General features: G+C 34.6%; 14 protein-coding genes. 7 read left to right on the plus strand and 7 right to left on the minus strand.

Features of this window, described 5'->3' with window-relative positions:
- Position 1: 1 nt before the first annotated feature.
- The 5 genes from ACZ5EP_RS07670 to ACZ5EP_RS07690 all read left to right on the plus strand — a co-directional run bounded on the left by ACZ5EP_RS07670 (position 2) and on the right by ACZ5EP_RS07690 (position 4,056).
- Positions 2-1,330 carry a V-type ATP synthase subunit B gene (locus ACZ5EP_RS07670; RefSeq protein ID WP_464508635.1) on the plus strand — a complete coding sequence of 443 codons (1,329 nt, stop codon included), beginning with the start codon at positions 2-4 and terminating at the stop codon, positions 1,328-1,330.
- A complete protein-coding gene (locus ACZ5EP_RS07675; protein ID WP_464508636.1) occupies positions 1,317-1,886 on the plus strand; it encodes a V-type ATP synthase subunit D in 570 nt (189 codons plus the stop codon). Before ACZ5EP_RS07670 ends, ACZ5EP_RS07675 begins: the two co-directional genes overlap by 14 nt.
- Positions 1,887-2,009: 123 nt before the next feature.
- Positions 2,010-2,243, plus strand: a complete 234-nt coding sequence (locus tag ACZ5EP_RS07680) for a hypothetical protein (protein WP_127679153.1) — start codon at positions 2,010-2,012, stop codon at positions 2,241-2,243.
- Complete coding sequence (locus ACZ5EP_RS07685) at positions 2,243-3,181, plus strand: hypothetical protein (RefSeq protein ID WP_464508637.1); 939 nt, start codon at positions 2,243-2,245, stop codon at positions 3,179-3,181. Before ACZ5EP_RS07680 ends, ACZ5EP_RS07685 begins: the two co-directional genes overlap by 1 nt.
- Positions 3,181-4,056: an LPP20 family lipoprotein gene (locus ACZ5EP_RS07690; RefSeq protein WP_464508638.1), complete on the plus strand. Its 876-nt coding sequence runs from the start codon at positions 3,181-3,183 to the stop codon at positions 4,054-4,056. The genes ACZ5EP_RS07685 and ACZ5EP_RS07690 overlap by 1 nt, the downstream gene beginning before the upstream one ends.
- Here ACZ5EP_RS07690 and ACZ5EP_RS07695 read toward each other — a convergent pair.
- The 7 genes from ACZ5EP_RS07695 to dnaA form a co-directional block, all read right to left on the minus strand.
- Entirely contained in the window at positions 4,053-4,961 is a 909-nt protein-coding gene (locus tag ACZ5EP_RS07695; protein WP_464508639.1) for an RsmB/NOP family class I SAM-dependent RNA methyltransferase, read from the minus strand. The genes ACZ5EP_RS07690 and ACZ5EP_RS07695 overlap by 4 nt on opposite strands.
- A gap of 67 nt (positions 4,962-5,028) precedes the next feature.
- The gene (locus ACZ5EP_RS07700) at positions 5,029-5,415 is read right to left on the minus strand and encodes an Hpt domain-containing protein (protein ID WP_464508640.1); all 387 of its coding nucleotides are present in this window, start codon (positions 5,413-5,415) and stop codon (positions 5,029-5,031) included.
- A gap of 28 nt (positions 5,416-5,443) precedes the next feature.
- Positions 5,444-6,784 (minus strand): FAD-dependent thymidylate synthase, encoded by a 1,341-nt coding sequence (locus tag ACZ5EP_RS07705; RefSeq protein ID WP_464508641.1) that lies wholly within the window; start codon positions 6,782-6,784, stop codon positions 5,444-5,446.
- Between the two features lie 71 nt (positions 6,785-6,855).
- Positions 6,856-7,245 (minus strand): preQ(1) synthase, encoded by a 390-nt coding sequence (gene queF, locus ACZ5EP_RS07710; protein ID WP_464508642.1) that lies wholly within the window; start codon positions 7,243-7,245, stop codon positions 6,856-6,858.
- A gap of 8 nt (positions 7,246-7,253) precedes the next feature.
- Positions 7,254-9,530 carry a DNA topoisomerase (ATP-hydrolyzing) subunit B gene (gyrB, locus tag ACZ5EP_RS07715; RefSeq protein WP_464508644.1) on the minus strand — a complete coding sequence of 759 codons (2,277 nt, stop codon included), beginning with the start codon at positions 9,528-9,530 and terminating at the stop codon, positions 7,254-7,256.
- A 33-nt stretch (positions 9,531-9,563) separates the two neighbouring features.
- A complete protein-coding gene (dnaN, locus tag ACZ5EP_RS07720) occupies positions 9,564-10,616 on the minus strand; it encodes a DNA polymerase III subunit beta (RefSeq protein WP_464508645.1) in 1,053 nt (350 codons plus the stop codon).
- Between the two features lie 122 nt (positions 10,617-10,738).
- Positions 10,739-12,049: a chromosomal replication initiator protein DnaA gene (dnaA, locus tag ACZ5EP_RS07725; protein ID WP_127679129.1), complete on the minus strand. Its 1,311-nt coding sequence runs from the start codon at positions 12,047-12,049 to the stop codon at positions 10,739-10,741.
- A 158-nt stretch (positions 12,050-12,207) separates the two neighbouring features.
- On the opposite strand from dnaA, the gene ruvC reads away from it, so the two are divergent.
- The gene (ruvC, locus tag ACZ5EP_RS07730; RefSeq protein WP_127682087.1) at positions 12,208-12,672 is read left to right on the plus strand and encodes a crossover junction endodeoxyribonuclease RuvC; all 465 of its coding nucleotides are present in this window, start codon (positions 12,208-12,210) and stop codon (positions 12,670-12,672) included.
- Positions 12,666-13,250, plus strand: coding sequence for a trimeric intracellular cation channel family protein (locus tag ACZ5EP_RS07735; RefSeq protein ID WP_464508647.1), 585 nt, complete (start codon positions 12,666-12,668; stop codon positions 13,248-13,250). The genes ruvC and ACZ5EP_RS07735 overlap by 7 nt, the downstream gene beginning before the upstream one ends.
- Positions 13,251-13,281: the final 31 nt, after the last annotated feature.

Genomic DNA, 13,281 nt, shown 5'->3' on the forward strand with positions numbered 1-13,281 from the left:
TATGAGAGTGGAATACGAAGGGGCTTTTAAGCTGAAAGGAAACCTGCTTTTTTTTGAAACGGTAAAAGGCGTGGGATACAACGAAAGCGTAACGCTTAGATGCAGGGATAAAACGCTCAGGGGAATTGTCAGCGCCGTTGACGAAAAAGTAACAGTTATAGAAATTCTGGGAGATACATATGGACTTGATATAAACAAAATTAAAGCCGAATTTCACTTAAAACCCCTTAAAATAAAACTCAGTGAAGAATATGTAGGAAAAGCGCTTGACGCGTTTGCAAACCCCATAGAAGGAATAACCGAATCTTTTGAAAAAGAATCCGATATAAACCCCGGCGCATACAATCCGGCTTACAGGGAATATCCAAAAGACATAATCCAGACGGGATTCAGTGCGGTTGACGCGCTCAATACACTCATAAAAGGCCAGAAACTGCCGGTGTTTGCTTTAAGCGGGCTTAAAAACGACGAATTCGTAACAAAACTCGCAACGCAGATTTCAATAGAAAACTCCCTGATAGTCTTAGGCGCGATAGGTATGAGATTTGAAAGGGCCGAATATCTTATAAACTCCATATCGAATCAAAACTCCCAAATCACCGTATTTCTAAATCTGGCAAACGAACCGACGGTAAATTCCCTGCTGCTGCCCCGCACAGCCCTTACATTTGCCGAATATATGGCGTTTGAAAAAGGCAAAAACGTAATAGTGATACTTTACGATATGACAAACTACGCAAACGCCCTGCGGGAAATTTCGGCCAAAAAAGAAGAAATCCCCGGTAAAAAGGGATATCCAGGATATATGTACAGCGACCTGGCGTCCATTTATGAAAGAGCCGGAATAATCAAAGGCAAAAAAGGTTCAATCACACAGATTCCGGTACTTACCCTGCCTGATGACGATATAACACACCCTGTTGCGGATTTAAGCGGCTATATCACCGAAGGGCAGATAGTATTCAGCCGTTCTCTTCACAAAAAGGGTGTTTTTCCTCCGATAGACGTACTGAGCTCACTTTCAAGACTTATGAATTCAGCAGTCAATTCAACACATAAAAGATTTGCTTCACAGCTCTACGCATCATACGCAAACGCCAAAAAAATAGAAAGTTTCGCTTCTATTATAGGCGAAAGCGAATTAAGCGATCTGGAAAAAAAATATCTAAAATTTTCAAAGGAATTTGACAATACGTTTATAAACCAGGATCTTCCGAGAAATATGAATGAAACATTTGAAGTTGCCAAAAAACTTTTAAAAATACTCCCAAAAAGCGAAATGACAAGACTCTCCCAAAAAGAACTCGGAGAAATTTATGATAAAGAATAAATCCACTCTTCTTGAACTGAAAAAAGACCTGGAAATTGTAAACGAAGGCGAGGAGATTTTAAGCAAAAAAAGGGATATCCTGCTTAAAGAAATTATGCAGATTGCCGACACTGTCGACAAAAGAAGAAAAGAGCTCAACGAAACCATCAAAAGCAGCTACAATATCCTCATAAAAGCTCTCATGGAAAACCAAAACCTATCTTCCGAATCTTTTGTCAAAACAGAACTAAAAGTAGTTCAAAAAAGCTTTTTGGGAATCGTTATTCCGAAAATCGACTTTAAAATAACGCAAAAACCACAAATAAGCCTTAATACCGATATTTTTGAAGATCTGGCGAGGGAAAGTTTTTTTAAGTGCCTGAAAATGATACTCGAACTTGCGGAGCTCGAAATAAAAATATGGAAACTCTCAACAGAACTCAAACAGACGCTTGTAAGGGTAAACGCCCTTAAATACCACTACATTCCCAAATACGAAAAAGAGATAAAAGAAATCAAAACATATCTTGAAGAAAGCGAGAGGGAATTTATAGCAGTAATTAAAAAGCTGAAATAAAATTTATCGGGTTAACTGATATATTGGTAACCCTCTGGAAAAAATAATATTTTTCAGAGAACAGAATTGATATAATTTTTCACTTTTTAATATAAAATGATATAATTAATAAAAAGGCTTCACATGAAAACAAACACAGTTATAGCGGAATTTCCTCTTGCAAACACAAAAGAAGGGTTAATCACCGTATCACACATTAAAGAACCTTACGGAGAAGGCAGCAAGCCTGTTGTAAGTATAGGTATTTCTCTAAACGGAGACAATGAAAAACCAGACTGGAAAGCGCATATTCCCTATGAAAATATTGACGACGTTATAGCGGCTCTTAAAGCTGCAAAAGAGAAATTCGCCAAATAATGAAATTTCTCTTTTTTCTTTTACCGGCACTGTTGTTTTTAGGATGTTCAAACAAGATCAATCTTGCCGATTACAGACCTTATTATGTACCTAAAAACAGTGCGGCTCCTTCAAATTTTTCACCCAAAATAAAAAAAATATCCATGGTAAAATTTCCAAAATACAGATTCAGACATGTAGATGTTTCTTCTGATACTTTTTATACGTTAAAAAATCTTTTATCATCTTCTAGATTCGTAAAAATTTTAAGAGTCATTACACCTGATAAAATAAACGAAGAAGTAAAAGCAGCCGAAATATCCAAAGAAACCGATTCCGATCTGGGAGCGGACTATATAATCAAAGGCCGTATTGTCAATGTAACATACACTCCTTTTTACCATAAAGGCTACTATTACTACATAAAAACAAAAAACGGCAAAAAACTTAAATATTCTCCTCCTTATTACTCATATGAAGCCTGTACGCAACTGCATATCGACGTACTTGCCCTGCCGGATTTAAATAACGCTTTAAGTGAAAATTTTCAGGCCTGTTCATCATTCAGCGATACAGTTTCTTATAAAAGGTTTTATCCGAATTTAATTATAAAATCATCAAGCAAAGCAGCAGAATACGCATACAGCTCATTAAAAAGATTTTTCGCTCCTAAAGGATACATATATGAAGTAAAAACGGACGGAGACGATTTAATAGCAAAAATAACACTCGGCAAAAACCAGGGCATGTATGAGGGGCTTAAACTGAATATTTACAGACTTCAAAAAGACCCCGTTACGGGAGAAATAGAAAAATACAAAATAGGCGAAGGGACTGTGAGCAATATAATATTCGACAACTCATGCTGGATAAAAACAGATCTAAACGACAATGCGAAACTTGAAATAGGCGATATGGTAATACCTGATTTTAATACGTCTTTTTGGGATCTGTTTTAATGAAGAAGTTTTTTATTTATTTAACGGTTTTTCTTTTTGTTTCATGCGGCTCGCCTCAAATTCCGAAATGGTATGTTAACACTCCAAAAGACACAACTTTATATTTTTACTCTTCTGCCGAAGGCTACACGAAAGAAAACGCTTTAAAAAACGCTTTAAACGACATAGCTTCCAGAATAAACGTAAAAATATCATCAAGTTTCGTAATCAACAAAGGCATTCACAATCAAAAAACATACAGCGAAATATACCAGCAGATAAACACGCAGATAAAAAATATCGATTTTAACAATTACGAAATAATAAAACTAAAAAAAGAAGACGGTAAATATTACGTTTTACTGAGAGTCAATAAACAAAAACTCATATCAAACCTGAAACATAAAATAAATATGCAAATCGGCTCTGTTAATTTTTCTGCCGATTCTCCGATAAAAAAAGTTATAAAAGCATATCATGTCCTAAAAACGCTCAAAAAAATAAAAAGCCGCATATTCATTTTGGAATCTCTCGGAAAACCGATAGACGGCTATATTAATAAGATACAAAAAATTGAAAATAAAGCCCGAAAAATTATATTAAACACAAAATTCAAAATATCCGCAAACATATACAAAACACCGAGCGCTGAAGTGTTGTCTAAATATTTAAATATAGACAAACATGCTGAAAACGAAATTAAAATAATTATATCAGTCAAAAAACTAAAACTGTTTAATTATTATCTTATAAAAGGCAAAACCACTGTATTTTTAGATGCTCCTTACACGATTACGTTTCTTGGAAAATCGGCATCAAGTTTTAAAGAAGCTGAATTTTTTGCAAAAGAAGAATATAAAAAAAGGCTTTTAGGTCTTTTAAAACAGATATTTTAGTGTTTTTTTATCTTTGCGAAATAAAACCCTGAATATGCGCCTTTTGGAAGTATTCTCACTGTTTTTACTACATCCGGGTGATATTTTTTGTCTTCCCACTCGGTAATACCTTTTTGGACATTGTCAATCGGAAGATTCACATCTACAACTTCCGCGTTTTCGTACCTGTTTAAAAGAAAATCCACACTTTCCTCGTTTTCTTCCGGAGCAAACGTACATGTGGCGAATATCATCTCGCCTCCGGGTTTTAGAGCTTCAAAAGCCGATATTATAAGCTCTTTTTGAAGTTTGGAAAACCTTCTGACCCTCTTGAGATTCCACCATGTTATTCCTTCGTTAAAATCTATATGCGCTTCGGAACTGCACGGCGCATCCAAAAAAACCTTGTCAAACATCTCTCCGGTGGCTTTATAAACGAATCTTCCGTCTTTGTTGTATGTCTGTATGTTTTTGACACCGTGTTCTTTAAAGTTTCTTTTCATCCTGAAAAATCTGTTTTTATCCGGCTCCACAGCACTGACTTTTTCGGCTTTTTCGCTGAATATCAGACTTTTGCCCCCGGGAGCCGCAGCCAGATCAAGCACCCAGTCGTTTTCGTCAATGTCAAGAGAAAGCGCTGAAATAATAGATGAGAGGTTTTGTATGTATATTTTGTTTGCCGTATATGTTTTGGATTTGGTTATTTTTTTCCTCTCTTCTATAGGAAGCGTATACACCCACTCGCTCCATTCCACAGGCTTGGGATTGTATCCTTCTTTTTTTAACTCTTCAACCGCTTCAAGCCCAGCCTTATGGCGGTTTATTCTGAATGAGAACTCTTTTTTTTCTTTCAGCCCTTCAAGAATTTCAGGGTTTATTTTATTTATTCTTTCAATAAAAATCGCTTCGTTTTCCCTGTTTCTCACTTTTAACCTTTCTTTATCAATATTATCAATTAATCTTCTAAAAAATAATATTTTTCAAAAAACACAATTATAATTTCGGCACCTTAAAAATATCAGGATGAAGAGGTGCGAGTTCTTCATTTCTGTCAATATTTCCGTACCATTCGTGAAACTGGTCCGAAACTTTAAAAAGCCAGTCAATAAGCTCTTCGTTTGCCTCTTTTTTCTCTCGCGCTTTATCAAGCACATCTTCAACAAAATGAGCGAAATTTTTAATTCTGTCTATTTTCAGATACGCCGTTGCCGATTTCAGATTATGAAACATTCTGAATAAATCGTTAACGGCTTCGTCATAATCCGTATACAGTCTCTCGATCGTCAGATCAAGATTGTCTTCCATAATATCAAGCATCATCAAAAATTCTTCGATAATATTTGAATCAAACTCATTATATAAATAATACTGAATTCCCATTTTAAGCCTCCTTTGCAATGAGAGGCAGCTAAATTATTCTTTCATACTCCTCAAAATCCATTTTCCACACTTTAGTACCGCAGAATCTGTCTCCTTCAGGACATACAGGTTTTATACCTTCCTGATGTCTCAGTGTACAAGGAGGCATGAATTTTTCAGCCGCTTTAACTCCGGCTTTTTTAAGCTCTTCCACCTGTGCGTAAACTATATCGAATATCTCCTCCTGGGCATTATAGCAAAGCCTCATCTGAGCTTTATGCGCAAATTCCTGAAAGTCGTTGTGTTCTACTATTTCAATATTATGTGCATTAAGAAGAGCATACGCCGCTTCGCCGAAACCTAATGTTTCTTTTTGATTTTCAAAAAAATCATACGAATACTCAACAGCCCTTAAATAAAGCTCTTTTACACTGTTACATATTTTCGGCATATAAAAATCTCTTTTGTAAATACTCTCGAGCTTCGGTCTAACTGCCGGTGAGCGTCTGTGACGCTGGTTTTGAGCATCTGCGCTTAAAGACAGCTTAATATAAGAATTAAAGCTTCCGAGTATCGCTTCGTCAAGATAAATGTTTGAAACTCTGAGCACTCCCGCATAATTGGCATTGAGCTCAAAATCGTAATCCACTATATCAAACACCTCAACCTTTTTGGTTACGTTTTTTGCCTTTTTAATTTTTTCTATATCAATATTCGGAAACACTGCTTCTTCATTTTCGGCAAACTCTATTAAAGGAGCCAAATTTTCATCAATTTTCAGCATTTCCCTTTTCATTTGAGATACAAACTCTTCAGCTTCAGCTTTTGCCTCCGGTATCACCTTTACGGCATTTATATATCTTAAAGCCGTAATGATGTTTACGGTATGGTAAAGATGCGCGTTCATACCCATCGGCAGCAGATATCTTGCAAACTCCTGGGCCCTTTTTTTCGCTTCTTTTTTCTTAAACTTTGGAAGTACTTTTTCAATTTCCGGAGTCAGTCTTGAAATAAGTTCTTCATAATAAAAAAACATATTTTCATAATATTTCTGCCACTTTTCCCTGTCCGCGTTTTTCGGGTAAGTGAAATTTTCTATTTTCATTTTGGCGTATCTCTGGCTTACCTGCTCGGAATTGTAAAAAGGATGCGCGTGCAAAAGCCTCCAGATTAAAAGCCTGCTCATACCTTCAATTAAAAACGTAAAGTTATAATGCATTAGAGTCGTATGATGCCCGGCTTTAAATATGGAATTTAGCAAATCATTCTTTTTATCCCACTCAGCCGCACTTTCAGGTGTCACAATATGCTTACCGAAATAACAGCTCCTCGCACTTCCTACGGCTATATCGGTCGGTTTGTATCTGCTCTCAAGCGCTTTTACAATCATCAAAATCCTTTAAATTATATTACTATATTTTAACATTAAAAGAGATTTATTACAAATAAAAAAAAAGAGAGTTATTTGGAGATTTTATCGCTGTCTATTTCTATTACCGTATGAACGTTGCCGCGCGGATTGAAATCCATTGTTACTTTCATATATTTGGGTTTAAGCTTATTATAAAGCGTATCGAATATTTCATTTGCACTGTCTTCGTGGGAAATGTATCTGTTCATAAAAGAATTTATAAAGAGCTTAAGGGCTTTTAATTCCACTACCCACTCATCAGGCGTATATTCAAGATAAACTGTCGCAAAATCAGGATAACCGCTTCTTGGACATTTACACATAAATTCGGGAAGAGTAATTTTGATTAAATAGTTTTTCTTATGTTTATTCGGCCATATTTCCATATTTTCTGGATTGAATTCTAAAATTTCCTTCTCACCGTATCTGATTTCACTCATTATTTTCCTTATACGTCAATATTTTCTACTTCTTTTGCGTTAGCCTGGATAAATTCACGTCTAGGCCCTACTTCACTTCCCATGAACAACTCGAATTTTTCAGCGGCTTTTTCGGCATCTTCCATTGTAACCTGGATAAGAATTCTGTTTTCAGGATTCATTGTTGTCTCCCAAAGCTGTTCAGGATTCATCTCACCAAGACCTTTGTATCTTTGGATATGGGCACCTTTTCTGGCTTTTTCTACAACTTCATCCAGTAGCTCCAAATAATCTCTGTCAATTATATCTTTATATTCCTGAAGTTTCTGATAAACTTTTTTAGCTTCTACAAAAAGCTGATGGTTAAGAAGTTTATCGTCAATTGTAATCTCTTCAAGTCCTCTGTTTGTCTGAATATAATAATGATCGTCATGTTTTGAAATAATATTAAATCCAAGACTTTCAAGGAATTTAGGAAGTTCTTCCAAGTTTCCGTTTTCAATTAAAAATCTTATAACCTCAGGGATGTTGAATCTTTTTGAAAGTCTGTCAAGAAGCAGTTTGTAAAGTGCCGCATATTTTAACAGCTCTTTAAGTTCGGGCTTTCCTACACCCGTAATATCGATAGAGTTTATACCCTGCTCTATTAAAAATTCATTCAGTTCTTTGTCGTCTTTAAGGTATTTTTCAATTTTACCCTTTTTGTATCTGTAAAGAGGCGGCTGTGCGATATAAAGATATCCGTTTTCAATAACTTCTCTTAAATGGTTGAAGAAAAATGTCATAATAAGCGTCTGGATATGGCTTCCGTCTACATCGGCATCCGTCATAATTATAACTTTATTGTATCTTATTTTATCAATATCAAAATCTTCGCCTATCCCGGTTCCGAGTGCAGTGATTATGTTTTTAATTTCTTCTGAACTAAGAGCCTTTGCGTCAGTAGATTTTTGGGTATTTAATATTTTACCTCTTAATGGAAGAATAGCCTGGAATACTCTGTCTCTTCCTTGTTTTGCACTTCCTCCCGCACTGTCACCCTCAACTAAATATAATTCGCTTTCAACCGGGTCTTTGCTCTGACAGTCCGCAAGTTTTCCAGGAAGCGTACCTACACCTACTTTTGCCTGCTTTCTCGTAAGATCTCTGGCTCTTTTGGCTGCAATCCTGCTTCTTGCAGCTGCAATTGCTTTTTCGGCTATAAGTTTTGCTTCATTAGGATTTTCTTCAAAAAATCTCGTAAGATATTCATAAGTAACTTTTTGAGTAATAGGTTTAACATATGAGCTTCCGAGTTTACCTTTAGTCTGACCTTCAAACTGAGGTTCGCTCATTTTAACGCTGACAATTGCATTAAGACCTTCTTTTACGTCGTCACCGGTTACTTTAATATTTTCTTTTAACTTCATATTTTTATTGATATAATTTATTACGGCCTTGCTGAGCCCCGCTTTAAATCCACTCTCGTGTGTACCGCCTTCCGGAGTTCTGATATTATTAACGAAACTTAATACTTTTTCGTCATATCCGCTGTCATAACAAAGAGCAACCTCAACATCAAGAGCTTTTTCCTCGTCGCTGTAATGATCGTTAAAATAAACGACATCGCTTATACATTCTTTATTGGTTAATGTTTTAACAAAATCTTTAATACCGCCTTCGTAGTGGTATTCTTCTTTAACACCGTCGTTTTCATTTTCGAATTTGATAGTTATATTAGGATTCAGGTAAGCCAGTTCTTTTAATCTTTTTTGAAGTATTTCGCTTTTAAAAGTAGTAGTTTCAAATATTTCGTCATCCGGCCAGAACTGTATAGTAGTGCCTGTTCTGTTTGTATTTCCTATTACTTCAAGATCTGTAACGGGTTTACCTCTTTCAAATTCCTGTCTCCATATTTTTCCGTCTCTTTTAATAGTCATTATAAGTTTTTTGGCAAGAGCGTTAACTACTGAAACCCCTACCCCGTGAAGACCGCCTGAAACTTTATATGTTTTGTTATCGAATTTACCTCCGGCATGTAAAACCGTTAAAACAACGGTTGCCGCAGGAATTTTTTCTTCAGGATGGATATCAACCGGAATACCCCTACCGTTATCTGAAATTTCGGCACTTCCGTCTTTATTAATTTTTACTTTGATTTCATTGGCAAATCCAGCCATTGCTTCGTCAATAGAGTTGTCAACCACTTCATAAATTAAATGATGAAGACCTTTTACAGAAGTGTCCCCGATATACATTCCGGGTCTTTTTCTTACTGCCTCAAGACCTTTTAATACTCTAATATTCTTAGCACCGTAATCGCTCATTAAATTCCTTTTGAGTCATTTTTTAATATTATATCAAATATTAAGCGGCATTACTATTGTTATGAAATTATCGTCTTTTAGCATAAACGGTATATTCGGCTCATTAAGACCCAGTACAAATGTATCGCTTTCAATTACATTTAAAAAGTCCATAATATATCTGCTGTTTACCGCAAATGTAAATTCTTCTAAAGGAGTGTTGATTTCGAAGCTTGTTTTTGCCTGCATTGTTTCGTCGCTTATACTTTCGAAAGTAATTTTATCTGTATTGATTGTAATTTTTACTTCGTTTGAAATAATACTTACCTGTTTTAAATGTGATAAGAATTCTCCTTTTGGTATTGAAAGCTCATATTTTAAGCTTTGAGGAATTATTTTTTCGTATGCAGGAAATTTTCCGTTTATAAGTTTGGTGAAAAACATAATTTCACCGTTTTTAAGAATTAAATATACATCGTCATAAAAAATTTCCATATCGTCTCTGATTACTCTTTTTATTTCAGCTATACTTCTTTTAGGAACTATTATTTTTGATTCTTTTGCTTTTGCGTTTGAATAATATACGGCTAATCTTCTGGTGTCTGTTGAAACGAAGTTTGTTTTGTCTTTCAGATCAAAAAGAGCACCGTTTAATTCATATTTAGGGTTGTTGTTGTCTATTACCGGATAGATTTTTTTAATAGCTTTATTTAATTCTTCTATTTCTATATCGATTTTGCTCATTTCGTCCGTATTTGGAAATTCAGGAAATTCGCTTGCATTAAATGATGTCAGTTTATAAATGGAGCTGTCTTGTGTGATTGTTATCTGATTATCTTCTGTTTTGATTTCTATTTCTTTGTTTTGAAGTGTTTTAATAATATCCAAAAATCTTTTCCCGTTTATTGTTATTGTTCCTGAATCTAATATTTCAGCGTTTGTCACTACTTTGATTCCGATTTCTTTGTCTGTTGCTTTTAGTATCAGTTTTTCGTTAGCTTTAATGAGTATGTGGGATGTTATCTGGGTGTTGTCTTTTTTTTCGGTAAAAGGTATTATCTGGTTTAAGATGCTTTCGATTACCGGTTTTTCTATTTTGATGTGCATTCTTTCTCCTTATTTAAATTTAAATAGTAATAATAATAGGACGCGTTAAAATGTGAAAAGATAACTTTTTTCCCATTATACCTAAAAAAAACGGGTGAATGTGAAAAACTTTTTTATTCACTTTATTCACTTTTTCTTATTTGGATTTTATTTTTAAGCTCTTCAATTTTTATTCTGAATTCGCTGTCTTCTTTCAGTTTTTTATTAAAACTTTTAATAGCGTGGCTAACTGCACTGTGATCTCTGAGTCCGAAATATTTTGCAATAATAGGAGTTGATTCTTTTGTAAATTCCCTTGCAAGGTAAATAGCGCATCTTCTTGCAGCCACTATATTTTTATTTCTGCTTTTTGAGACTATTTCGCTAGGTTTTATATTAAACTCTTTTGCGATAAGTTTTATGATATCTTCAAGAGTAATTACTTCTTTTTTGTCTTTTATATGTTCTTTAAGTGCCTGTTTTGCAAAGTCAAGCGTTATTTCGTTTATTCCCAAAATTTTAGACATAGCGTTTATTTTTGTAATCATTCCTTCGATTTCTCTTATGTTTGAATCAAGTTTTGTTGCGATGAACTCGATTATTTCTTCCGGAAGATATATACCGTTTAGTTCGCATTTTTTTCTGATAATTTCTATTTTTGTTTCAAGTTCCGGCGGCTGAATATCCACGATAAGTCCCGCTTCAAACCTGCTTCTTAGTCTGTCTACAAGGTCGTAGAGTTTTTTAGGAGGTCTATCGGCCGTGAGGCATATCTGTTTTTTTTGGTTATAGAGTTCGTTGAAGGTATGGAAAAATTCTTCCTGGGTTCTTTCTTTTCCGGCGAAAAATTGTACGTCGTCTATTAGTAAAACGTCGCAGTTTCTGTATTTTTCGTGAAATCTTTCAGGAGTTTTCATTCTGATGTTTTCCGTAAATTCGTTCATAAACTGTTCGCTTGTAACGTATAATACATTTAAAGAGCTTTTTAAATAATTTCCTATTGCCTGGAGAAGGTGTGTTTTACCGAGCCCTACCCCTCCGTAGATAAACAGAGGATTGTAATTTTTCCCCGGATTTTCCGCTACACTTTTTGCTGCGGTATATGCAAACTGGTTTGAAGGTCCTACTATAAAGCTTTCAAAGGTATATTCAGGTATTAGAACGCTTGGCGTTGAAGGTTCTATTATTTCTTCAAGGGTTACGGGTTTATGTGTTATTTCCTTTGTAACTATGTCTATTTTGGGTTTGATGCCTGTTTCTTTTTCATACAGTTCGCTTATTTTGTTAAGATATTTTCTTTTTACGAAATTTGCTATAAATATATTAGGAGCTTTTATTATTAAATGTGTTGAGGTTGAATTTTTTTCGTCAAATTCCAAATTTTTAATAAATTTATTATAATTCACAAGGTTTTCACTTTTTAGTGAATCTTTTATTTTTTTAAATATACTCAAATGCGTCCTTTGTGAATAACTTTTTTTTCACATTGTGAATATTTTGTGAAAAATTATGTGAATTAAATTTTATCATATCGGAGAATAAATGTAAAATCATTTCATTCACATAGTGAATAGCATGTGAATAATTGTTGAACATAGTGTGAAAGGCTTTAATGAAAATATTGGGAATTGATCCAGGAACCATAAAATGCGGTTATGCGATTATAGAGACCAGACCGAAACTTACTCTTATAGACGCAGGATTTATAAAAATTACGGAAAAAGAGCTTCAGTATCAGCTTTCACAGCTTATAGAAGGTATCGATATGATATATGACAGCTCCATTGACGAAGTGGCTATTGAAGACATATTTTTTGCTTATAATCCCAAAACAGTTTTAAAACTTGCGCAGTTCAGAGGAGCGCTTTCTCTTAGAATACTTCAGATACACGGAAATTTCAGCGAATACACACCTTTACAGGTTAAAAAAGCGGTTACCGGAAACGGTAAAGCAAAAAAAGAGCAGGTTGCTTTTATGGTTAAAAGAATACTCGGAATAAAGGCCGATATAAAACCTCTTGATATTACTGACGCTATAGCGGTTGCCATAACGCATTCACAGAGGGTAAAATGTTAGAGATTACCGATATTATTGGAATAATCGCTTTTGCCATAAGCGGATTTATCATAGGTGTCAGAAATAAGCTCGATTTATTGGGAATTGCCATAAGCGCATTTTTAACGGCTCTTGGGGGCGGTATTATCAGAGATGTTTTGGCAGACAGGGCAATATATTCTTTTACAAATATAATACCCGGAAGCATTGTTTTGGCCGTTATAGTAATTGGAATATACTTTAAACTGCATGAATACGATTTTGAAAAAAAAGATCTGTTTTTAATAAGCGATTCGATAGGGCTGGTATCATTTTCTATTTCTGGAAGCATTGTGGCGCTTAATTCGGGATTTAACGTTTACGGAGTTGTTTTTTTGGCTCTTATTACGGCAGTCGGCGGAGGGATGATAAGGGATATTCTGATTAATAAGATTCCTTTTATATTAAAGGAAAATTTTTACGGAAGCGTAAGTATTTTTGTAAGTATATTTTTATATATTTTCGGGATTACTGATGTAAATATAATATTAATTTTGATTATAGGAGTGATAATTAGGGTAATTGCACATAAAAAAAGTTGGAAATTGCCTACTTTTTGATGTATAATATTTATACATCATTTTAAAGGAG

The sequence above is a fragment of the Nautilia abyssi genome (assembly GCF_055388085.1).

Bases quoted from the DNA above. Each gene is read 5' to 3' on its own strand.
- ACZ5EP_RS07680 (WP_127679153.1), top strand. From the start codon at position 2,010: ATGAAAACAAACACAGTTATAGCGGAATTTCCTCTTGCAAACACAAAA.
- ACZ5EP_RS07700 (WP_464508640.1), bottom strand. From the start codon at position 5,415: ATGGGAATTCAGTATTATTTATATAATGAGTTTGATTCAAATATTATC.
- gyrB (WP_464508644.1), bottom strand. From the start codon at position 9,530: ATGAGCGATTACGGTGCTAAGAATATTAGAGTATTAAAAGGTCTTGAG.
- ruvC (WP_127682087.1), top strand. From the start codon at position 12,208: ATGAAAATATTGGGAATTGATCCAGGAACCATAAAATGCGGTTATGCG.
- ACZ5EP_RS07670 (WP_464508635.1), top strand. From the start codon at position 2: ATGAGAGTGGAATACGAAGGGGCTTTTAAGCTGAAAGGAAACCTGCTT.
- ACZ5EP_RS07705 (WP_464508641.1), bottom strand. From the start codon at position 6,784: ATGATTGTAAAAGCGCTTGAGAGCAGATACAAACCGACCGATATAGCC.
- ACZ5EP_RS07675 (WP_464508636.1), top strand. From the start codon at position 1,317: ATGATAAAGAATAAATCCACTCTTCTTGAACTGAAAAAAGACCTGGAA.
- ACZ5EP_RS07735 (WP_464508647.1), top strand. From the start codon at position 12,666: ATGTTAGAGATTACCGATATTATTGGAATAATCGCTTTTGCCATAAGC.
- dnaN (WP_464508645.1), bottom strand. From the start codon at position 10,616: ATGCACATCAAAATAGAAAAACCGGTAATCGAAAGCATCTTAAACCAG.
- queF (WP_464508642.1), bottom strand. From the start codon at position 7,245: ATGAGTGAAATCAGATACGGTGAGAAGGAAATTTTAGAATTCAATCCA.
- ACZ5EP_RS07685 (WP_464508637.1), top strand. From the start codon at position 2,243: ATGAAATTTCTCTTTTTTCTTTTACCGGCACTGTTGTTTTTAGGATGT.
- ACZ5EP_RS07690 (WP_464508638.1), top strand. From the start codon at position 3,181: ATGAAGAAGTTTTTTATTTATTTAACGGTTTTTCTTTTTGTTTCATGC.